The organism is Demequina aurantiaca (assembly GCF_000975135.1).
Lineage (GTDB): Bacteria > Actinomycetota > Actinomycetes > Actinomycetales > Demequinaceae > Demequina > Demequina aurantiaca.
Genome location: NZ_BBRF01000001.1, coordinates 845,727 through 865,919, shown reverse-complemented (window position 1 = coordinate 865,919; position 20,193 = coordinate 845,727). Strand labels below are relative to the sequence as shown.

The 20,193-nt window shown below is 64.3% G+C and carries 20 protein-coding genes; 8 read left to right on the top strand and 12 right to left on the bottom strand.

Going from position 1 to position 20,193, the window contains the following annotated elements:
* Nucleotides 1-230: 230 nt before the first annotated feature.
* The 4 genes from rplI to rpsF are packed head-to-tail and all read right to left on the bottom strand — an operon-like array spanning nucleotide 231 to nucleotide 1,785.
* Nucleotides 231-674 (bottom strand): 50S ribosomal protein L9, encoded by a 444-nt coding sequence (rplI, locus tag AOP73_RS03860; protein WP_061963281.1) that lies wholly within the window; start codon nucleotides 672-674, stop codon nucleotides 231-233.
* Between the two features lie 14 nt (nucleotides 675-688).
* Entirely contained in the window at nucleotides 689-925 is a 237-nt protein-coding gene (gene rpsR / locus AOP73_RS03855; RefSeq protein ID WP_061963280.1) for a 30S ribosomal protein S18, read from the bottom strand.
* A gap of 29 nt (nucleotides 926-954) precedes the next feature.
* On the bottom strand, nucleotides 955-1,437 hold the full coding sequence (locus AOP73_RS03850) for a single-stranded DNA-binding protein (protein ID WP_061963279.1): 483 nt from the start codon (nucleotides 1,435-1,437) through the stop codon (nucleotides 955-957).
* 57 nt (nucleotides 1,438-1,494) lie between these two features.
* A complete protein-coding gene (gene rpsF, locus AOP73_RS03845) occupies nucleotides 1,495-1,785 on the bottom strand; it encodes a 30S ribosomal protein S6 (protein ID WP_061963278.1) in 291 nt (96 codons plus the stop codon).
* A gap of 221 nt (nucleotides 1,786-2,006) precedes the next feature.
* Here rpsF and AOP73_RS03840 point away from each other — a divergent pair, with 221 nt between their 5' ends.
* Nucleotides 2,007-3,227: a carboxylate--amine ligase gene (locus tag AOP73_RS03840; protein WP_061963277.1), complete on the top strand. Its 1,221-nt coding sequence runs from the start codon at nucleotides 2,007-2,009 to the stop codon at nucleotides 3,225-3,227.
* Here the strand turns inward: AOP73_RS03840 and AOP73_RS03835 are convergent.
* Nucleotides 3,208-4,377, bottom strand: coding sequence for a DegT/DnrJ/EryC1/StrS family aminotransferase (locus tag AOP73_RS03835; RefSeq protein ID WP_061963276.1), 1,170 nt, complete (start codon nucleotides 4,375-4,377; stop codon nucleotides 3,208-3,210). The two genes, AOP73_RS03840 and AOP73_RS03835, sit on opposite strands and share 20 nt — an antisense overlap.
* Before the next feature lie 63 nt (nucleotides 4,378-4,440).
* Between AOP73_RS03835 and AOP73_RS03830 the strand changes: the two genes are divergently transcribed.
* Nucleotides 4,441-5,487 carry a lipid II:glycine glycyltransferase FemX gene (locus AOP73_RS03830; protein WP_061963275.1) on the top strand — a complete coding sequence of 349 codons (1,047 nt, stop codon included), beginning with the start codon at nucleotides 4,441-4,443 and terminating at the stop codon, nucleotides 5,485-5,487.
* Here the strand turns inward: AOP73_RS03830 and AOP73_RS03825 are convergent.
* Nucleotides 5,484-7,850, bottom strand: coding sequence for a transglycosylase domain-containing protein (locus tag AOP73_RS03825; RefSeq protein ID WP_061963274.1), 2,367 nt, complete (start codon nucleotides 7,848-7,850; stop codon nucleotides 5,484-5,486). The genes AOP73_RS03830 and AOP73_RS03825 overlap by 4 nt on opposite strands.
* A 264-nt stretch (nucleotides 7,851-8,114) precedes the next feature.
* Between AOP73_RS03825 and AOP73_RS03820 the strand changes: the two genes are divergently transcribed.
* Nucleotides 8,115-8,705 (top strand): PadR family transcriptional regulator, encoded by a 591-nt coding sequence (locus AOP73_RS03820; protein ID WP_061963273.1) that lies wholly within the window; start codon nucleotides 8,115-8,117, stop codon nucleotides 8,703-8,705.
* A 10-nt stretch (nucleotides 8,706-8,715) separates the two neighbouring features.
* Entirely contained in the window at nucleotides 8,716-9,807 is a 1,092-nt protein-coding gene (locus AOP73_RS03815) for an inositol-3-phosphate synthase (protein WP_061963272.1), read from the top strand.
* An 83-nt stretch (nucleotides 9,808-9,890) separates the two neighbouring features.
* Here AOP73_RS03815 and AOP73_RS03810 read toward each other — a convergent pair whose 3' ends face one another.
* The 5 genes from AOP73_RS03810 to AOP73_RS03790 form a co-directional block, all read right to left on the bottom strand.
* Entirely contained in the window at nucleotides 9,891-10,271 is a 381-nt protein-coding gene (locus AOP73_RS03810; protein ID WP_061963271.1) for a DUF805 domain-containing protein, read from the bottom strand.
* A gap of 104 nt (nucleotides 10,272-10,375) precedes the next feature.
* On the bottom strand, nucleotides 10,376-11,050 hold the full coding sequence (locus AOP73_RS03805; protein ID WP_061963270.1) for an SDR family oxidoreductase: 675 nt from the start codon (nucleotides 11,048-11,050) through the stop codon (nucleotides 10,376-10,378).
* Between the two features lie 137 nt (nucleotides 11,051-11,187).
* Nucleotides 11,188-11,811, bottom strand: a complete 624-nt coding sequence (locus AOP73_RS03800; protein WP_061963269.1) for a DUF805 domain-containing protein — start codon at nucleotides 11,809-11,811, stop codon at nucleotides 11,188-11,190.
* 79 nt (nucleotides 11,812-11,890) lie between these two features.
* Nucleotides 11,891-12,304, bottom strand: a complete 414-nt coding sequence (locus AOP73_RS03795) for a DUF805 domain-containing protein (protein WP_061963268.1) — start codon at nucleotides 12,302-12,304, stop codon at nucleotides 11,891-11,893.
* 76 nt (nucleotides 12,305-12,380) lie between these two features.
* Nucleotides 12,381-12,782: a DUF805 domain-containing protein gene (locus AOP73_RS03790; RefSeq protein WP_061963267.1), complete on the bottom strand. Its 402-nt coding sequence runs from the start codon at nucleotides 12,780-12,782 to the stop codon at nucleotides 12,381-12,383.
* A gap of 174 nt (nucleotides 12,783-12,956) precedes the next feature.
* Here AOP73_RS03790 and AOP73_RS03785 point away from each other — a divergent pair, with 174 nt between their 5' ends.
* The gene (locus tag AOP73_RS03785) at nucleotides 12,957-14,249 is read left to right on the top strand and encodes an MFS transporter (protein ID WP_160295428.1); all 1,293 of its coding nucleotides are present in this window, start codon (nucleotides 12,957-12,959) and stop codon (nucleotides 14,247-14,249) included.
* Between the two features lie 57 nt (nucleotides 14,250-14,306).
* On the opposite strand, the gene AOP73_RS03780 is transcribed toward AOP73_RS03785, so the two are convergent.
* Nucleotides 14,307-15,785: a CCA tRNA nucleotidyltransferase gene (locus tag AOP73_RS03780; protein ID WP_061963265.1), complete on the bottom strand. Its 1,479-nt coding sequence runs from the start codon at nucleotides 15,783-15,785 to the stop codon at nucleotides 14,307-14,309.
* A gap of 87 nt (nucleotides 15,786-15,872) precedes the next feature.
* Between AOP73_RS03780 and AOP73_RS03775 the strand changes: the two genes are divergently transcribed.
* From AOP73_RS03775 to murJ, 3 genes are read left to right on the top strand one after another with little or no spacing between them, the layout of a single operon-like run.
* Nucleotides 15,873-16,418 (top strand): NUDIX hydrolase, encoded by a 546-nt coding sequence (locus AOP73_RS03775; RefSeq protein ID WP_174435861.1) that lies wholly within the window; start codon nucleotides 15,873-15,875, stop codon nucleotides 16,416-16,418.
* On the top strand, nucleotides 16,418-18,460 hold the full coding sequence (locus AOP73_RS11995) for a DUF6049 family protein (RefSeq protein ID WP_160295427.1): 2,043 nt from the start codon (nucleotides 16,418-16,420) through the stop codon (nucleotides 18,458-18,460). The genes AOP73_RS03775 and AOP73_RS11995 overlap by 1 nt, the downstream gene beginning before the upstream one ends.
* Complete coding sequence (gene murJ / locus AOP73_RS03765; RefSeq protein WP_061963263.1) at nucleotides 18,453-20,186, top strand: murein biosynthesis integral membrane protein MurJ; 1,734 nt, start codon at nucleotides 18,453-18,455, stop codon at nucleotides 20,184-20,186. The genes AOP73_RS11995 and murJ overlap by 8 nt, the downstream gene beginning before the upstream one ends.
* The last annotated feature ends 7 nt before the right edge of the window (nucleotides 20,187-20,193 follow it).

The window sequence follows — 20,193 nt, the reverse complement described above, 5'->3', positions numbered from 1 at the left end:
CTCACCACTGGGGATAAACCTCGGGTATAAAGTTCCGGGCGTGTCGCGCATGGGCGTGTCGGACCTCGTGCGAAACGGACTCTCCACAAGCACCGCATCGGCTCACCGTCACTAGCTCACGCCACCATAAAGCAGCGTGTCTGGGGTCTGAGCATCAGGCACGCAAAAGGCCCGGCACCCCTGGGATGCCGGGCCTTGAGACCAACGGGCTTTAGCCCGCCAGAAGTGCGTTAACCAGCGACCACGTTCACGGTCACGGTGGCGGAGACGCCATCGTGCAGTGACACCTTCACCGAGTACTCACCCGTCGACTTGATCGGCTGAGCGATCTGGATGCGACGCTTGTCGACCTTGGCACGGTCGCCAATGGCGCCCGCGATCTCAGCCGTGGTGATGGCACCGAACAGGCGACCGGACGGGCCGGCCTTCGCTGACACGGTGACCGGGTTGGCCTGAAGAGAGTCGCGTGCGGCCTGAGCCTCTTCAACGCTGGCAATCTTCTTCTCGTTCTGCGACTTGCGCAGTGCGGCGATCTGCTTCTCCGCGCCAGCTGACCAACGAGTGGCGAGCGAGCGGGGAACCAGGTAGTTGTTCGCGTAGCCGTCCTTGACGTCAACGACGTCACCGGCGACACCGAGGTTGCCCACTTCGTGGGTCAAAATAACCTTAGCCATGAGGGGTTCCCTTTCTAGCGGCCGGAGCCGGCGTAGGGCAGGAGTGCCATTTCACGGGCCACCTTGATGGCGCGCGCAACCTGACGCTGTTCCTGAGTGTTGATGCCCGTCACGCGACGCGAACGGATCTTCCCGCGGTCGGAGATGAACTTGCGAAGCAGCGCGGTGTCCTTGTAGTCAACCGTCGTGACCTTGGCGGCCTTGAGCGGGTTCACCTTCTTGCGCGGCTTGCGAATTTCGTGCTTAGCCATGAGTTGTCCTTAAGAGATAAAAGAAGTGTTTAGAACGGCGGCTCGTCGGACGCGGGGGCCGAGGCCCACGGGTCGTTTGCCGATCCACCGGCAGGTGCGGAAGAACCGCCGCCGCCACCAAAGTTGCCACCGCCGCCTTGGCCGCCACTGCGCTGCGTACGCGTCACCTTGGCGGTGGCGTAACGCAACGAGGGACCAACCTCGTCGACCTGCATCTCGGTCACGGTGCGCTTCTCACCGTTCGTCTCCCACGAACGCGAAACCAGGCGGCCGGTCACAATGACCCGCATACCCTTCGTCAGCGACTCAGCCACGTTTTCCGCGGCCTCGCGCCAAAGGGAGCAACGCATGAACAGGGTCTCGCCGTCCTTCCACTCGTTCGACTGACGGTCGAACGTGCGGGGCGTGGACGCCACCGTGAAGTTAGCTACTGCCGCGCCGGACGAGATGAAGCGGAGCTCCGGGTCGCCGGTGAGGTTACCTACTACGGTGATTTGCGTGTCGCCTGCCATGGTGTTTCCTTCGGTTTCGTGTGTTGTATTTAGTGAGAGTCGGAACGAGCGTCCGGACTAGTGTGCGTCCGGACGAAGCAGCTTGGTGCGAAGAATGGACTCGTTGAGTCCGAGCTGACGCTCGAGCTCCTTGGCGGTAGCCGACTCGGAGGTGAAGTTCACCACCGCGTAGATACCGTCTGCCTTCTTCTTGATCGGGTAAGCCAAACGACGACGGCCCCAGATGTCGAGCTTGTCGACCGTGCCCTTGTCATTGGTGATAACCGTCAGGTACTTCTCGAGCGACGGCTGAACCGTGCGCTCTTCTACCTCGGGGTCAAGGATGACCATCATTTCGTACTGGCGCATTAATACCCACCTCCTCTGGACTAAAAACGGCCACGGACGATCCGTGGCAGGAGGGTTACGCAGTAGTGGAGATTCCCGCCGATGGCGGCAGGACCTTTTCCACAACGCACAAGAATACCTTGCTGGCCCGACATTCGGAAGTGCAGGGGCCAGGCTCACCCCTTCGGCGCTCCCGTAGGATGCCTCTGACGTGAGTTTCACCACCCGGAGGGCAGCACCGCATGAAGCTTGGCAACGACGATTTTGTTCCCGTCATCCTCGGTACGGGAGTCGGCGCCTACAACATTGCGCGATCGCTTCACGAGGCCTACCAGGTGCGCAGCCTGGTACTCGGGCGTGCTGCACTTCACGAGACCGCGAAGTCTTCGATCATCGAGGTCCGTGCGTCACGGGATTTTGACGCTCCAGAGGCGATCGTCGCGACGCTCCTCGGGATCGCCGACGAGCACCGGGATCGTCAGTTGCTGCTGATTCCGACCATCGAGTACTACACGAACGTCGTGATCGACCACCGTGACGTGCTTGAGGAGCGCTACATCGTCCCCCTCGTGGACCGCCAACTCGCGGACAAGCTGATTGACAAGACGGCGTTCTATCGCACCTGCGAGGAGTTCGGCATTCCCCACCCCCGCACCACCGTGGTGACGTCCTCGCAACAGGGCGACCAGAGCATCGGCGAGGATCTGCCCTTCTCGTATCCGGTCATTGCCAAGCCCTCCAATACTGATATTTACCAGCGCCTATCCTTTGCCGGCAAGCAGAAGATCTATCGCGTCGACAACGCGGCGCAACTGCGCGATGTGGTCGAGCGCGTCTTTGGCGGCGGCTACGACGACGACATGATCGTCCAAGAGTTCATCCCGGGCGACGAGACCGTCATGCGCGTCGCCAACACCTATTCCGACGTCCAGGGCAAGATGCGGCTCGCCTCGGTCGGCCAGATCGTGATGGCGGACCAGCACCCGGATCGCGTGGGCAACTACGACGCCATCCTGACCATCGATGATCCCCAGCTAACGGAGTCGATGCGCAGCCTGCTTGATGCGGTGGGATACACCGGCACTGCGAATTTCGACGTGATGCGCGACCACCGAGACGACACCTCCAAGGTGCTCGAGCTCAACCTGCGCCAGGGTGCCGCGTGCTATTACACGATGGCCGCCGGGGGCAACATTGCCCGAGCGCTCGTCGAGGATCGTGTGTACGGTCGCGATCCCGGTGATCAGGTCACCACCGTTGAGGCGCTGTGGATCAACCTGCCGCGCCTGGTCTCGCGCCTGTTTATCCCGCGCCCCCTACGCAAGCGAGTGCGCGCCGCCGCCCGCCGCCGCACGGCACACACGCTCTGGTACCGACCGGATATGGGCGTAAGTCGCCTCCTGATGGTGCTGCGCATCGACCTGCGTCATACGCTGTCGACCTTTAAGTACTCGCGTTCCTAAGCACTTCGAGAACGTCGAGGGTGTCACGTGCAATGCGTTCCGCCTCGGCCTCGGTGACGGACGTCGGCAGGTTCACGATGCGCTCGATCACGTCCCGAGTGACGCTGAGATTGGGGTCGTTGGGGTCGTAGCAGTACGCCTCCGGGTCGGCTACCCCAGGAAAGAGCGCCGGCCGGTACCAGGTGCCCACGTAGATGCCCCGGTCCCGCAGAGCGTCAACTACGGCAGCCGTATCCACAGCATCGGGCGTCAGTAGTGGCATCCGAATGAGCGGCTGGCCCACCACGTCCGCGCTCCATGGCATGAGGTCCGACAGCACCTTCGCGTAGACGCCGACTGCCGCAATGCGGGTGGCCTCCAAGGCCGCAAGGCCGGGCAAATGCTCCGACATGTGGCCCACCACCCAAGGCGAGGCGCCCACGTCGGAGTGGGCGAGCCTGCCCTCCTGCTCGGAGGGTGCGACCGGGGGCTCGAACAACTTCGCGGAGGTCAACGCGCGTCTTGTGGCGCGGCCCACGCCACCCGGCAGCCTGCGCAGGACGGCCATTTGCAGTCGGTACGTGCGTGCGGCCAACGCCAACCGGGATCCAGGGGGGCGCATGCTCTCGAGCCGTCGCGTGATGTCCTCGCGCACAGCCGTGTCGGCCATCTCAGGGTTTACCCAGATGGCTCCACCGAATTTGGTCGGCAGGGACTTCTCTGCGCCAAACGAATGGATCGAGACATCCGCAAGCGGCGTGCCGTCGGCGGACCGCACCATGCGCCCAAGGGCATGTGCGGAATCCTCCACCACCAGCGCTGAATTGGCACGCGCGGCAGCCGCAAGACGTGCCGACCGCGCCGCGTCGACGATGCCGAATGTGTGTTGGATCACGACCGCGCCCCAGGATGCGGGGGCCGGGAGACGGTCGGGGTCCAGCGCCAACGACTGCTCGCTGATGTCTCCGTACACGGGCCGCTGGCCAGCCACCATGATGGGATCGACGGCAGTCGCACAGGTCAGCGACTGGGTCACCACGCCGCGAACCTCGCTGGCGGCGTTGAGAGCCGCGAACACCTGCTGCATTCCGTACCGCGCCTTGAACACCAGGTGCCAGTCTTCCGCGGCCGTCGAGGTCAATTCCGCCAGAGAAGTCCGCACCGTGTCCACGCGCCCATTATCACCCACCGTGTCTGATTACTTCCCTGCGCACGCGCGGTCTAGGCTCGGCACATGAGTTCTCCGACTGAATCCGTGCGTATCGAGGCCCTCGATGATGCCGCCTACCTCGCCTTTGCCGATACGGCCGCGCACGCCATCGCCATTGAACAGACACCCCCCTGGGATGCGTACGATGCCGTGGTTGACGGCCGTATGCCGTGGCGCCGTGTCGGGGCTTTCGCGGGCGATGCCACCGAGCCATTCGCGCTGATCGCCCTGACCGAATACGCCGGGCGCGGCTTCGATTACCTGTGGGCTAAGCATGGTCCCACCTGGATTGGGGAGCAGACCGAGTCCAGCGAACGCGCTCTCCGCGACGCGCTGACAACCTATGTCAAGGCCGAAGCGCCTCATATTGTGTTTCTGCGCATGCACGCACGCCACAGCGCGCCGGACCTGCACGAACTGCTGCAGACCATCACGTATGACCGCACCGTGGTGATCGACCTCACGCTCGATGATGATGCCTACCTCGCGAGCCTGTCCAAGAAGTCGCGCGCCCGAATGAGGCGCGCATTGCGAATCGAGGGCACCACCGCAAGCTGGGAGAAGGACCTGACACGCGAGGCCTTCGACGAGCTCTACGCGATCTACGAGGAGACCGCCGGCCGCGACGAGTTCGCGATCTATCCGCCCGAGGTGTACTGGGGGATGCTCGAGGCGCTCGGGGAGAACGCACGCATGTATGTGGCACGGCGTACCGACGTGGGCCCCAATGGCGAACCGGCGGGCCGCGCCGTCGCTTGGGTTCTCTCCACCGTCTACGGCACCGGCGCTGTCTACTACTACGCCGCCGGTAACGCCGAGGCGCGCGACATCGACGCCGCCGCAGTGCTCGTGTGGACCATGCGTGCGTCGCTGCAGGAGGCCGGCGCTACGGCGCTCGATCTCATGGGCGTGGAGTCCGAGCGCGCACCGTCGCTGGCCAGCGTTGGGGACTTCAAGCGCAAATGGGGTCCGGAGAGTGCCATCGACGGCGCCTGGGATGTACTCGTCAAGCCCACCAAGTACCGCCTGCTCAAGGCCGCTCTCAAGGCCAAGCGCACCATCCGCGGCTAGGGGACTGCTGGTACCGCGGCACCAGCGGCCGCCGGTGCCGGTGTTACTGACGGCTGCGGCACCGGAGCCTGCGTGGGCTGCGGATCTGGCGTTGCCGACGGCTGGGGCACCGGAGCCTGCGTGGGCTGCGGATCTGGCGTTGCTGACGGCTGCGGCACGGGTGCCTGCGTGGGCTCCGGAGTCGCGGACGGGGTGACCGACGGCGTCGGCGAAGGCTCAGGCTTAACGATCTTGTGATCGGTGCCCACGCTGGCGCGCGCCGGGAAGTCAACGACCGGCATGTCCTCAAGGATGGGGTCCATCATCCATGTCCATACTCGGACCGGGACGGAGCCACCCGTGATCTGGTTGAACCCAGCGAACGGTGTAATCGTCTCGGCGGAGCCGTCCTCGCCTACCTGATACATGGCCACCGCTCCCACCATGTTGGGGGCGAAGCCCACGAACCATGCGGACTTGTTGTCCGTCGACGTGCCGGTCTTGCCCGCCAGCGGACGACCGATCTCCTTGGCGAAGGTGCCCGAGCCGTAGTTGACGACCTGCTGCATCGCGTAAGCGGTGTCGGCCATCACATCCGCGGCAAAGACGTCCTCGGTCGTGACCTCATGCTTGAAGAACTCTGTGCCGTCACTTTCGAGCACCTCGCTCACCATGAAGGGCTCGGTGCTGACTCCCGCGTTCGCGATGGTCGCGTAGGCGGACGCCATGTCGATCGCGTGAGGGGACGCGTTTCCCAGGACGTTGTTGAGACTGGCGTCCAATCCATTCGTGTCCTCGGGGATACCGGCGCGGATCGCGGTCTCCATGACGGACTGCGAGCCCACCTCCTCGGAGAGCTGGATGTACGCCGTGTTAATGGAGTCCTGGGTTGCCTTGATTAGATTGACCTTGCCAAAGCTCTGGTTGCCAAAGTTCTGAACTGGCTTCTCGAATCCAGGGAAGGACATCGGACTATTCGCGATGTACTCGGTGCCCAGGCCGATTCCGCGCTCAAGCCCACTGATCAGCGCGAACGGCTTGAACGTCGAGCCAGCCTGCGCGATGTCCTGTGTCACGGCGTTGCGCTGAATCTCCAAGTAGTCGTCGCCGCCGTACATCGACGTCACTGCGCCGGTGGTGGGGTCCATCGTGACCGCAGCGACCCGCATGTTGGGGTCGGCCCCCTCTGGCATCTGCTTCACGGCCGCCACCGCATCGGCCTGGTGCTCGGGGTTGATCGTCGTGGTGATCTTGAAGCCACGCGTCTCAATGTCTTCGCGAGTCACGCCCGTGTCTGCGACCGTCTCGTCGATGGCGGCTTGCAGCAGGTAGCCCTTGGTGCCACCGAAGACATCGTTCTGCTTGTACTCGATCGTCTCGGGGAACGTCTGGGCGTCACGCTCGGTCTGCGTGATGAAGCCGGTCTCGACCATGCCGTCGAGCACGTAGTTCCACTTCTGCTCTGCCGTCTCGGGGTCGAGGCGCGGGTCCCACGCACTCGGCGCCGGCACGATTCCCGCGAGCATCGCTGACTCCGACAGCGTCAGGTCCGCGGCGTGCTTGCCAAAGTATTCGTTCGCGGCGGCCTCGATACCGTAGGCGCCACGGCCAAAGTAAATGGTGTTGATGTAGTTGCCGAGCACCTCGGACTTGTCCTGCTGCGAGTCGATCTTCATCGCCATCAGGGCTTCCTTGATCTTGCCCGGAATGTCCGTGGTGGTCTCGCCCACGTAGTAGCGCTCGACGTACTGCTGCGTGATGGTCGAGCCACCCTGAGTCTTGCCCTCGACCACGGTCTTAAATAACGCGCGTCCCATGCCCAACACGTCCACACCGGGGTTGGTATAGAAGCTGCGGTCCTCGGCAGCGACGAACACGTTGCCGACGTAGTCAGGGAGGGTGTCGATGTCGACGATCTCGCGATTCGCCTCGCCTAGGCGTCCCATCTCGGAGCCGTCGGCGTAGTAGATGATTGAGGACTGCTGGAGAGCGAAGTCATTGGGCTCTGGAACCTCGAGCGTCGAATACACGACGACCAGTCCGATGACTGCTGCGGTGGCCGTGACCAGGCCGCCGATGAGCGCCCACAGGCCCACTCCTCGCAGAATCCGCTTCCAGCGTGGCATGTCCGCGCGACGTTGCTTGCGTGCGCCGCCCTTGCCTCCACCAGATCCACCGTTTCCCGAGCCCTTGCCCGCTCCACCGGTCTTAGTTGCGGGCGCCGACGCCTTCACGCTGCCCGATGCCGCGGCCGGCTTGGCCCCGGCGGCTCGCGTCGACTTGCGAACGGGAGCACCCGCAGCAGGGCGTGCCGAGGTGGCCTGCGTCCCGGTGACGGGCTTGAACGCGGACGTGCGTTGTGGGGTGGACTTGGGTTCTGTCACGTGATTTGTTCCCGGGGATTAGGAGATGGATATGGCGGCGCCACCTGCGTTGTATAGAGATTGGAGCGGTGGCGGTGGCTGCGGCGCCACACCTTTAAACGAACGGGACATCCAATACGTGCCAGCGAACTTGCTGCGACAGTCTGTCCCGCAGCCTCGCAACACACGCTACTCGATGTATCGCGCCGATACAACGGTTTGCTATGATGATGTTCGCGCACCGCATCCAGCGGGACCGCAACCCGACACCGAAAGGAGGGGACGATGGCCAAGACGGACGTACTCACGCTCGCAATCTTGGGCATGCTCAGCGAGCAGCCCCTCCACGGTTACCAGCTTCGCAAGCAGCTGGGGTCCGAGCTTGGCGCGTTCCGCGCACTGAGCTACGGATCGTTGTACCCCGCACTCAAGCGCATGGTCGGCAGTGGGCTCATCGCCGCCGATGCGAACGAGGCCGAGGACGCCCACGCGGCAACCTCGCGTCGCTCGCGCATCGCGTACCGCCTCACCGACGAGGGCAAGAAGCGTCTCGCTGACGAGCTCGCCTCGGCCGGAGCGTCATCGTGGGACGACGACGCCTTCGACGTGAGGTTCTCCATGTTCGACAAAACAGACTCAGCGACGCGCCTACGCATCCTCGAGGGGCGTCGCTCTCGGCTCGCGGAGAGGCTCGAAGAAGTCTCTGAATCAATGCAGCAGCGCCGCGAGCGCAACGATGCGTACACCACGGAGCTTCAACGCCACGGCCTCGAAAGGGTCGAACGCGAGGTTCAGTGGCTCGACCAACTAATCGAAACCGAACGATCCGCCCCCGGCGGAAACACCAAAGCCGCCACCGGCGGGGAAAACAACTAAGGAGACAATCATGGCCTCATTGCGCGTCGCCATCGTGGGCGTTGGCAACTGTGCCACGTCGCTCATCCAGGGCGTTGAGTTTTACAAGGACGCCAAGGCGGGCGACACTGTTCCCGGCCTCATGCACGTCCAGTTCGGTGACTACCACGTCTCCGACATCGAGTTCGTAGCGGCGTTCGACGTCGACTCGCTCAAGGTCGGCAAGGAGCTCGTGGAGGCCACACAGTGCTCCGAGAACAACACCATCAAGATCGCCGATGTCCCCAAGACCGACGTTCAGGTGCTGCGCGGCAACACGCTTGATGGACTCGGCAAGTACTACCGCGAGACCATCACCGAGTCTGACGAGGCCCCCGTGGACGTCGTCCAGGTCCTCAAGGACACTGAGGCCGACGTACTGGTGTGCTACCTGCCCGTGGGTTCGGAAGAGGCCGCCAAGTTCTACGCGCAGTGCGCCATTGACGCCAAGGTCGCGTTCGTCAACGCACTGCCCGTCTTCATCGCTTCGGACCCCGTCTGGGCCAAGAAGTTCGAGGATGCTGGCGTTGCCATCGTCGGTGACGACATCAAGTCACAGGTCGGCGCGACCATCACGCACCGCGTGATGGCCAAGCTGTTCGAAGACCGCGGCGTGCGCCTCGACCGCACCTACCAGCTCAACGTCGGTGGAAACATGGACTTCAAGAACATGCTCGAGCGTGACCGCCTTGAATCCAAGAAGATCTCCAAGACGCAGGCCGTCACCTCGAACCTTGCGGGTCCGCTCGCGGGACTCAAGGACTCGAAGAACGTGCACATCGGCCCGTCCGACTATGTCGCGTGGCTCGACGACCGCAAGTGGGCCTACGTGCGCCTCGAAGGTTCCGCCTTTGGCGAGGTGCCCCTGAACCTTGAGTACAAGCTCGAGGTCTGGGATTCCCCCAACTCAGCAGGCATCATCATCGACGCCGTGCGCGCCGCGAAGATTGCCAAGGACCGCGGCGTCGGTGGCCCCATCCTGTCCGCAGCGTCGTACTTCATGAAGTCCCCGCCGGTCCAGGTCGAGGACACGCAGTCAGCCAAGAACGTCGAGGCATTCATTGCCGGCGACGTCGAGCGCTAAGCGATCACACGCTAGCGTCGATTGGCGCAAAAAGGCCGGGTCACCCGCAAGGGTGGCCCGGCCTTTTGCTGTTGCGTTGAGACTTACGCCTTGGGGTCAGCGCCGTACTGGGTCTCGCCAGTCTTTCCAGGAATGAAGCCCACGATGAGCGTGATGAGCGGAATGATCAAACCGAGAATAACCAAGGCGCCGGGAAGACCGACGTCCTGGTAGCGACGCCACGCCACCGACAGTGACGGAATGATGATGTACAGCCCGAACCCGATCGCGAGGATCAGTCCGACAATCGCCAGCGGCCCGCTGAAGGTTCCCTCGCCATCGCTGATCGCGGCCGAGATCGCGATGAGGCCGAAGATCACGAGGCCGATGAGGTAGACCGTGATGTGAAAGCCCCAGAACTCGCGGCGGCGCGACCGACCGGAGAACTTTGCGTACTTACTAAGCGCTTCCTTGAAGCCGTTCATTGCCATTTCCTTTGACAAGTAGTGATATTGCGCGACGAATTGTAGCAACGCGCGACCCTACTGAAAAGGAAGGTCTGACTTCATAGGTACTGCCCACATCTGGCCTACTGGGTCGAGGCCTCCCTGATGGCCTCGTCAATTGGGGAGTTGCCCGAGACCACTTCCCACTGGTGCCCGGCACTCTGTGGGATTCGCAACGTCGCGGCGATGACCGCGGCAACGTCGGCACGCGGCACCGTACCCCGCTCGACCTCGGTCGCCAGCTGTACCCGGCCCATCGGGTCATCGTCCGTTAGCCCGCCGGGCCGCACGATAGTCCACGCCAGGTCACTGGCCCTGAGCGCAGCATCGGCGTCTCGCTTGGCCGCCACGTACGCTGCCCACACCTCTCCAGCATCGTCCGGTACCGGCTGGTCAACGCCGATGGCGGAGATCTGCACGAATCGGTACGCGCCGGAGGTGCGTGCGCCCGCGATGGACTTCAGCGAACCCTCGAGGTCCACCGTGCGCTTGCGCTCAATGTCTCCATCGGCCCCTCCGCCGGCGGCAAAGACGACCGCGTCGCTACGGCCAAAGGCGGCGGCGAAGTCGTCCTCACTTGCCTTCTCGATGTCGAGGCGCCGCGGGATTGCCCCGAGGGTGGCGAGGTGTTCGAGCTGCTCGTCGCGCCTAGCCAGCGCGACCACCTCATGGCCCTGGTCGATCAACATAGGGATGAGTAGGCGGGCGATCTTTCCGTGTCCGCCTACGATGGCAATTCGTTCCGGTTGAGTGCTCATGTGGAGTACAACAAGGATGGGCGCTCGTACCTTCCCGAGGTAGCGATGCACCGTGCGTGGACGTCTCGCGCACCACATGACAACGGCCGGACCCCGGTGGGGCCCGGCCGACGTCGGTAAATCCTGGGTGTGCGGTCCTACTGCGCGGGAGGTGCGGGCGGAGCCGGCGGCGCGGGAGGAGCAGGTGGCGCCGCCTGCTCAGGAGGTGCGGGAGGAGCTGGAGGCGTGGCTGCGGGCGGCGCGGGAGGCGCGTAGCCCTGCTGCGGAGCCGCGTAACCCTGGTTTTGGTAGCCCTGACTGGGGTAGCCGCCCGGAAGTTGGCCGCGCTCGGCAGCCTTGGGGTCTTCGCCCCACTGATTGGCACCCACCTGGGTCTCCATGAAGGCCATGATGAGCGGGACGATTCCCAGTCCGATGAGGCTCAGGAGCACCCACCAGCCAGGCTGTCCCATGTCGTGGAGGCGTCGCACCATCACTGCGTACGTCGGCAGGAGTAGCGCGAGCGCAACCACTCCGTACAGGATGCCGCCGATCAGCATCGGCGCCCAGTTCACGGCGGAGGCATCGATGTTGCCATTGGCATCGGTCGCCTCCACCGCGGAGACGACGGAGATGATGTACGTGACCATGAAGATGAGCCCGAAAGGAAGCAGCACCAGGAAACTGAAGAGCTGCCACCACCAGAACTCACTACGGCGGGCACGTCCACTAAACGTGGCGTACTTGCTAAAGACGGACTTGACGGCCTGTCCAAAACTCATGGTGTATCTCCCGTATTGATGTGTGGCCCGGCGAGACGCCAGGTTCAGGCGATGACCGCTCGCGCGGCCTTGGCGGAATTCAGCGTTCGAGCTCTTTGGGGTCCGGCCCGTACTTGTTGGGCTGCGCGTCACCGTCAAAGAGAGCGATGATCCAGACCACGATGGGTAGGAAGAGCAGGAAGATCGCCCACCAGCCGGAGCGGCCCGAGTCGTGCATGCGGCGCACGGTGACGGCGAGGTAGGGAACGACAAGCCCGAGGGACACGACGAGCGCGGCGATGTAGAAGATCCACCCCGACACGCCAATCTCGCCGACGTCGAGCGTGGTGCCATCGAGGGCACCGCTTTGCACCGCCATGACCGCGAACATCGCCACCAGGAAGCCGATGACGAACCACTGGATGAGAACGAACCACCAGAATTCCCGACGACGCGCACGGCTGTGGAAATCCGCGTACTGCGTCAGGGCCTTCATGAACCAACCAATAGTCATCGCTCAAACTCCGCTCGTAGGCATGTGTCGTGACAGAACGTACCGCGTGCACGCGCGACGCACAATCACGCGCAGACTACACGTCTGTTGAAATGGGGTCCGGACCGTACTTGTTGGCGGTCGCGTCTCCCGGCAACAGCGCGATGATGTAGACAACGATCGGAAGAATGAACAGGAAGAGCACCCACGCGCCGGACTTGCCCGAGTCGTGCATGCGGCGCACCGACACAGCCAAGTGCGGAATGATCAGGATCAGGATGATCGCGAGCGCGGCGACAAGGAATGCCCATCCCGAGGTCGTGACCGCGGAGCTGTTGAAGGTGGAGCCATCGACTGCGTCACCCGACGTCGCGGCGAATCCGGCCACCAAGAGCCAGACGAGGATCCAACTGATGATGACGAACCACCAGTACTCCTTGCGGCGCGAGCGGCCGCTGAATTCGCCGTAGCGACCAATTGCCCTGAAGAACCAGTTCATGACGTCCCCCGTCCTCTGTGCCCGCGCGTGCCTGCACGGCGTGATTCCAATATAGGACACGCCTGGCACATCAGAGCGGCAATCGCGCCTAGGGTGTGAGCCATGTCGTTACCCCGGGATTTACGCAAACTGTGGCATTCGCGCGGGTTCCGGAAGCTCACGTACACCCGTGCCTTGTCGCAAGCCGCAGACGGCATGTTCCAGGTGGGCATCGCGACAGCCTTTTTCTTCGATCCCACCCAAGCCGCGACAGCCCACGACATTGCCATCGGGTTCATTGTCCTGCTTGCACCCTTCACGTTGGTGGGTCCGTTTGTGGGTCCGCTGATCGACCGGTGGCAACGCCAGCGCATTTTGCTGGTGGGGAACTTGGTCCGGCTGGCATTGGTGCTCGCAATCTGCGCGGTGCTGGTGGTGGACGCGGATGGCTCCACGTGGGCGCTATACACGCTGGCCCTTCTCGCCTTGTCGGTGAACCGCTTCCTCAACGCCGCGATGACTGCGGGGATCCCCAAGGTGGTCGAGCCACACGAACTGCTCGCGGCCAACTCGATCATGCCCACGCTCGGCACCATCGCATCGGCTATCGGTGCCGCCGCCGGCGGGATCGCCACCATCGTGGCGCCGTCCGCAACCGACGCCAACCTTGCCTTGGCGGCGTTGGCCGGCTCCACCATCGGCTTCGCAGCTGCGGCATGGGTGGTCACGGCCCTCGGCCGACGTGAACTCGGCCCCGATCACCCGCTCGAGTCGCTCCACCTGATGCAGCAGGTCCGCAGCCTCGGCCACGAACTTCGCGAGGGGATCACGTACCTCCACGCCCGGGTCACACCGTTCCAAGGGCTCGGAGTCATGGCGGCACAGCGTCTCCTCTACGGAATCATGTTCGTGGCGGCGATCCTCATCTCACGCAACGTGCTCGGCGACCCCGAGCACCCTGAGCAGGCCATTCAAAAGTTCACGCTGGTCCTTGGCTTCGCGGCCGTGGGCTTCTTTGCCGCCGCCGTGATCACGCCCTCGATCGTGGACCGCATGGCACCGCAGCAGTGGATTGTGCTCTCGCTGATCATCGGCGCGATCGGCCAGGCCATCTTCGCCATCTCGTCCGAGCCGTGGACGCTGTTCGCCGCGACAATCGTCGTGAGCTACGCCGTGCAGGCCGGGAAAATTGCGGTCGACACGATCGTGCAACGCGACACGGACGATGCGGTGCGCGGCCGCGCCTTCACGCTCTACGACATGGCGTTCAACGTCGCCTTTATCCTGGCGGCCGTCGTGGGCGCCATCGTGCTTCCCGACTCGGGCTACTCGCGCCCGGTGATCTTTGTGCTTGTCGGTGCCTACCTGGTGGTGGCCGCGCTGTACTCGCGCGCACCCAGGGAGCCGATGCCGGCGCCGGTTCCGGCGCAATTGGATAGCTACTCCGAGGGTCGCGGCGGTGACGGAGGCAAGGAGCGCGCCTCCTAAAACTTGGGACCCATGGTTGCCGATGCAACTCCAGGCCGCCGATGCTGCAGCGTCACCTTAGGAGCGTTCGGCCCACCACGCCAGCAACTCGGCGCGCGCCCGCTCATCGCCAAGCGGCCCATGCTCCATGCGGAGTTCAAGCAGGTGCTTGTACGCCTGGCCCACCTCGCGGCCCGGTGCGATGTCGAGGATCTCCATGATCTGAGTGCCGTCGAGGTCCGGGCGGATGGAGTCAACCTCCTCACGCTCGCGAAGCTCCGCGATGCGCTGTTCCAAATCGTCGTAAGCGAACGACAACCGGTCGGCCTTGCGCCGGTTGCGCGTCGTCACGTCCGCGCGAGTGAGGCGATGCAGGCGCTCGAGTTGCGCGCCGGCATCTGTCACATAGCGCCGCACGGCCGAGTCCGACCAGCGGGCATCGCCGTAACCGTGGAATCGGAGGTGTAGCTCCACGAGGTGTGCGACCGCCTTGATGGAGTCCTTGTCAAACCTCAAGGCCTTCATTCGCTTGACGGTAAGTTTGGCGCCCACTACTTCGTGATGGTGGAAGCTCACGCCGCCACCCGGCTCGAGGCGGCGCGTCGCCGGCTTGCCAATGTCGTGCATCAGGGCGGCTAGGCGCAGGATGAGATCCGGTCCCGGTACGGCACCGTCGGCGCCCGTCTCAAGATCGATGGCCTGCTCGACCACCGTCAGCGTGTGCTCGTAGACATCCTTGTGGTGATGGTGCTCGTCGATCTCGAGCTTCAGCGCGGGCAGTTCGGGAAGAACCACGGCGGCAAGGCCCGAGTCCACGAGTGCCGCCAGCCCCTCGCGAGGGTGAGCACCCAGCAGGAGCTTGCACAGTTCGTCGCGCACACGCTCAGCGGACACCATGCCAATGCGTTCGGCCATCGCGGTCATCGCCGCGAACGTGGCCGGCTCAATCTCAAAGCCCAACTGCGACGCGAAACGCGCACCGCGCATCATGCGCAATGGGTCGTCGCCAAAGGACACGGCTGGGTCGATCGGGGTGCGGAGCAGGCCGCCGGCGAGGTCCTCAAGGCCACCATGCGGATCAACGAACTCGAGGCTCGGCACGCGCACCGCCATGGAGTTGACGGTGAAGTCGCGGCGAGCGAGGTCGCCCGCGAGCGAGTCGCCAAAGGCAACGACGGGCTTGCGGGTCTCGCCGTCGTAGGTATCCGCACGGTACGTCGTGATCTCCACATCCACGTCGCCACGACGGCCGCCGATGGTGCCGAACTCGCGACCCATGTCCCACGTCGCGCGGGTCCAGGATTTCAGAATCGCCTCGGTCTGGTCCGGGCTCGCCGAGGTAGTGAAGTCCAGGTCCGCGCTGGAACGCCCCAGGAACGCATCCCGGACGGGTCCTCCCACGAGGGCGAGCTCATGGCCCTGCTTGTCGAACAGCTCAGCGAGTTCAAGGACCTCGGCAGGAAGCGCGGCCCACAAACTGACGGCGCGCTGTCGTAAGACGTCAAGGCTGACGCGCGCGGCGGAGGCGCCTTCTCGTTTGGGGTGTGGAGTGGTCACGAATCAAGTCTCCCAGAAACGCACGAGCATCACCCGCACCGGGCACGGGTGCTACGCCTAACGGCCCACCGTAGTTAGAGTGGGGCCATGTCCATGCGCCCCGTTCCGCGCCCCAGCGGGACTCCTATGCCACCCGGCGGTGCGTCATTGCGCCAGCGGCGTGACATCGCAGCCGGCCGGGCTTCGCACCTCCCGGTGAGCAACGAGACGTCGTCCGGAGGTATCGCCGTGCGCATTGAGAATGGCGTCGCCGAGGCGGCGTGCATTGGCCGCCGCAACCGTGCTGGCCGTCTCGAGTGGTGTCTTCCCAAGGGACACATCGAGGCTGGCGAGACTCCAGAGATCGCGGCAGTTCGCGAGATTGCCGAGGAAACTGGGATCGACGCCGAGATCATCCAGCCGCTGGGCACCATCGACTACTGGTTTACCGGGGACGACCGGCGCGTTCACAAGGTGGTGCATCACTTCCTTCTGGAGGCCCGCGGCGGCGTCATCACGGTTGAAAACGACCCCGACCACGAAGCAGAGGTCGCAAAGTGGATACCCGTGCATGCCCTTGCGGGCGAGCTTGCCTTCCCCAACGAGCGCAAGATGGCGGAGGCTGCCGCCGCCCTGCTTGACGTAGCGGTGTGATGACGCTCAACCGCGGCGTGCATCGACACGCGCACGTGTCGCCTCGCCTGCTTGCCGGCCTCGCCGTCGGCGCCCTCGCGGCCCTCGTCGGGGCATCGGCCGCCGTGGCCGCCCCCATCGCTGTGGATCCCGAGCCGTCGCCCAGTCCCAGCGCCACGCCCGAGCCCACCGGAACCGTAGACGACGTCTCCGCGGTACTCGACACCTACGGTCCCTTTGTGGTGGCCGGGGGTCAGTCGCTGTCCGCAAACGTCACTCTCACCAACGACGCCGTCGACCCGGTACCCGAGGTCGCCGTGCGGCTATCCATTACTGACAGCCCGATCGAGTCGCGTGAGGCACTCGCTGACTTCTTCGACGATCCCTCCGTCGCGCCAATGCGGGTGATGAAGTCAGTGGCCGCGGGTACTCCCGAGGTAGACGAGGACGACGAGCCGCTGAACACCGGCACCCTGCGGCCCAGTAGTCCGACTCAAGTTCGCGTGGCAGCCTCCTCCAAGGACCTCGCATTGCCCGACGGGACGGCAGGTGTCTACGGCGTCACCGCATCGTTCACCGTGGGATCGTCCACGGTGTTCATCAACTCGATGGCGGTCACGTGGCTCGACGCGGACATCGCTACGCTCCCCGTCACCGCGATCGCGACTATTGCAGGTGCGCCGTCGCGAGCCGCGAGCCTCCTCGCGGGGGCGGACGTGGAGGGCGTCACGTTCGCTGTCGACCCCACATCATTATCGGCGGCCGGCCCCCGGGACGTACTCACGGGCCGCGAAACGTACCTCCTGCCCGCGACCAACCCGGACGTTGCCTCCCTCGCCCACGCGGGCGACACTGACCTGATTGAGTTCGCCCTCGATGATGCACGGTCTCGCATCTGGACACCCATCGCTGAACGCCCTTGGCTCGCACTCTCCGCAGTCGCAGACCAGTCCGTCGCCAGTTGGACCAACGCGAACGGGGCAGTAGCCACGCTCTTTGACGACGAGCACGCCACCAAGTCCCCCACCCTCGATGAGGTCGATGGCTGGGTACCAGCCGTTGTTGGCGTCGAGACGGCAGACGATGAGACTGCGCCGATCATCGTGCCCGATGCGGGACTCAGCACCCTTGTCGCAAACTTCCGGCCTGCCGACCCCGCCGGGCCCTCGAGGATCGTCGCCGAGTCCGCGCTACTCGCATTCGATGGTGATGGCACCAAGGGGGTGGTGGTCTCGCCTGGACTCGACTGGAACGTCGCCGGCGATGCCCCCTCCGCCAATCTTTCCGCCCTCATGTCAGCGCCCTGGGTCACGCACCGGTCACTCACCGAAGCGCTCGCGGATCCGCGCCAGGGCGAGGAGACCATTCCGCGGGTACAAGGGGCACAAGAGGACGTCCCTGTCGACAACATCACCGCACTTAGCGCGCGGCTCGCGGGACTTGAGCGTCTCGCCGAGACACTCAACAACCCCAACGCCATTCTGCAGCCGGACGGCCGCACGCTCCTTGGCGCGGTCTCGTCGGCCTCACGTGGGAATGAGCAACAGCAGGCCACCGCGTACGAAGTGGCCATCACCGACGTGGGCACCACGCTGGACTCGGTCGGCATCGTCCGCAGCTCCGACATCAACCTGATCGCAACCAGCGGCGAGGTGCCGATCACGATTCACAACGACCTCGCGTTCGACTCCACGGTGACAGTCGTGATGCGGTCGACGTCGCCAAACCTGCAGGTGCGAGACAGGCCCGTCATCACCGTGCCGGCGGGCGAGGAGGCCACTGCGATGGTGCCTGTCGAGGCCGTCTCAAGCGCCAACGTCTCGCTCAGCGTGTGGCTGGTCAACGCCGATGGCGATCCCGTCTCCGAGGCTCAGGACTTTACGATGCGCGTCAGGGCAGACTGGGGCAACGCGGCCACGGCCGTCTTCACCGGACTTCTCGTGTTGGTGCTCATTGGCGGGGTCATCCGCACTATCCGCCGCGGCCGCAAGGACACCCGTACCGGTCCCGGCAAGCCAGCGGAGGGTGCAAAGATCGTCGACGAGGAAGAGATTGATGACTGACGCACCCGGAGCGATCCCGCCCTCTGACCCGGCGCCTTCCGAACTCCGCGCCAAGTCGCTGGGCAAGAACACCGCGATCATGGCATCGGGAACCCTGGTGTCACGCGTGCTCGGGCTCATTCGAAACGCGATGCTCGTGGCTGCCATCGGCGTCAACGTTGGCGTGGCCGACGCTTACGACATCGCCAACAAGCTGCCCAATACGCTCTACGCGGTGGTTGCCGCTGGGGTCATCAATGCCGCACTCGTGCCACAGATCCTCAAGGCCTTTGGTCGGCGCGACGGCAAGCGCACCGTGGACCGGATCCTCACCGTTGGCACGGTGATCTCGCTCGGCGTGACGGTGGTGTTGACCATTGCCGCGCCGCTGCTCGTGATGGCCTACGCGCCGTCCAACTGGTCCCCAGAACTCATGGCGCTAGCCGTCGCCTTCGCACTGTGGTGCATCCCGCAACTGCTCTTCTACGCGATCTACACCTTGTTCGGCCAGGTTCTGAACGCCAAGGAGCAGTTCGGCCCGTACATGTGGGCACCCGTGGTCAACAACATCATCGGAATCGTGGGACTCGCGGCGTACCTGGTGATTTTTGGACCGCAGGTCAAGGGAGTGCCGGCCCTGACTGGCGAAGCCCTGACGATCGCGTGGACGCCGTTCCGGATCGCGCTTATCGCCGGCGTCGCCACCCTTGGGATTGCCGCCCAGGCACTCATCCTCATCTGGCCCATGGTGCGTGGTGGCTATCGCTTCGCGTGGGTCTGGCGTGGGCCTAAGGGAGAACTGTCAGGCGTACGCACCGTCATCTCGTGGGCCCTCGGCGCCGTCCTCATCGAACAACTCGGCGTGCTGTGGGCTACCCGCGTAGCAGCCGCGGCCCCGGCGGCCGCTCTCGCGGCTGATCCCAGCACACCTACCGGATCAATCGCCGGAAATGCCGCGTACTTTCAGGGTCTACTGATCTATCTCGTTCCTCACTCGTTGATCACGGTGTCGATCGTCACGGCCCTCACCACCTCGATGTCTCGCCTCTGGGTAGCCAACGACATCACCGGTCTGCGCGCAGAGATTTCGCGTGGCCTCAGAACCATCGGCGTCTTCACCATCTTCGCCACCGTCGTGACGATCGCCATCGCGCCATCGATCACCCGACTGATGAACCCGAGCGCCAGTCCGGCAGAGGTCACCTCCGTCTCGCAGGTCCTGATAGCCCTCGCACTGGGGCTAGCCGCGCTAGGCGCGATGGTGCTCATCAAGCGCGTGTACTTCATCCTTGAAGACGCCAAGGCGATCTTCATGATCCACATCCCCATGACGCTCGTGCTCATCGGGGTCTCTCTCGCCGTGCGTCAGTACATGGACCCCAAGTGGTGGGTCGTCGGGGTTGCGCTCGGACTGAGCCTGTCCAACGTCATGGGCGTTCTGCTGAGGACCTGGGGCCTGCGCAACCGGCTTGGAGGGCTGGATGGACGCAACATCATGCGCACCCACGTCAAGGCACTCGCGGGTGCGGTGCCCGCTGGCTTTGCGGGCTGGGGGCTCACCCTCGTGTTGCCCGACCCGGTCACCAATACAGGATTCGCCGGCTTTGCCGCGGCGGTCGTGAACATCGCTGCCAGCGGCATTCTCATGGTGGTCGTCTACGCACTAATCTTGAGATTGCTCCGCACTCCAGAGCTCGGTGAAGTGATGTCTCCAGTGACGCGGCGGATTTCACGCCGAGTACGATAGTTGCAGG

What these genes read in the sequence shown, in the direction of transcription:
- AOP73_RS11995 (WP_160295427.1), top strand. Translation starts at nt 16,418, where the DNA reads ATGACGCTCAACCGCGGCGTGCATCGACACGCGCACGTGTCGCCTCGC.
- AOP73_RS03810 (WP_061963271.1), bottom strand. Translation starts at nt 10,271, where the DNA reads ATGAACGGCTTCAAGGAAGCGCTTAGTAAGTACGCAAAGTTCTCCGGT.
- AOP73_RS03795 (WP_061963268.1), bottom strand. Translation starts at nt 12,304, where the DNA reads ATGACTATTGGTTGGTTCATGAAGGCCCTGACGCAGTACGCGGATTTC.
- AOP73_RS03790 (WP_061963267.1), bottom strand. Translation starts at nt 12,782, where the DNA reads ATGAACTGGTTCTTCAGGGCAATTGGTCGCTACGGCGAATTCAGCGGC.
- AOP73_RS03805 (WP_061963270.1), bottom strand. Translation starts at nt 11,050, where the DNA reads ATGAGCACTCAACCGGAACGAATTGCCATCGTAGGCGGACACGGAAAG.
- rpsF (WP_061963278.1), bottom strand. Translation starts at nt 1,785, where the DNA reads ATGCGCCAGTACGAAATGATGGTCATCCTTGACCCCGAGGTAGAAGAG.
- AOP73_RS03830 (WP_061963275.1), top strand. Translation starts at nt 4,441, where the DNA reads ATGAGTTCTCCGACTGAATCCGTGCGTATCGAGGCCCTCGATGATGCC.
- murJ (WP_061963263.1), top strand. Translation starts at nt 18,453, where the DNA reads ATGACTGACGCACCCGGAGCGATCCCGCCCTCTGACCCGGCGCCTTCC.
- AOP73_RS03815 (WP_061963272.1), top strand. Translation starts at nt 8,716, where the DNA reads ATGGCCTCATTGCGCGTCGCCATCGTGGGCGTTGGCAACTGTGCCACG.
- AOP73_RS03800 (WP_061963269.1), bottom strand. Translation starts at nt 11,811, where the DNA reads ATGAGTTTTGGACAGGCCGTCAAGTCCGTCTTTAGCAAGTACGCCACG.
- rplI (WP_061963281.1), bottom strand. Translation starts at nt 674, where the DNA reads ATGGCTAAGGTTATTTTGACCCACGAAGTGGGCAACCTCGGTGTCGCC.
- AOP73_RS03840 (WP_061963277.1), top strand. Translation starts at nt 2,007, where the DNA reads ATGAAGCTTGGCAACGACGATTTTGTTCCCGTCATCCTCGGTACGGGA.
- AOP73_RS03850 (WP_061963279.1), bottom strand. Translation starts at nt 1,437, where the DNA reads ATGGCAGGCGACACGCAAATCACCGTAGTAGGTAACCTCACCGGCGAC.
- AOP73_RS03775 (WP_174435861.1), top strand. Translation starts at nt 15,873, where the DNA reads ATGTCCATGCGCCCCGTTCCGCGCCCCAGCGGGACTCCTATGCCACCC.
- rpsR (WP_061963280.1), bottom strand. Translation starts at nt 925, where the DNA reads ATGGCTAAGCACGAAATTCGCAAGCCGCGCAAGAAGGTGAACCCGCTC.
- AOP73_RS03820 (WP_061963273.1), top strand. Translation starts at nt 8,115, where the DNA reads ATGGCCAAGACGGACGTACTCACGCTCGCAATCTTGGGCATGCTCAGC.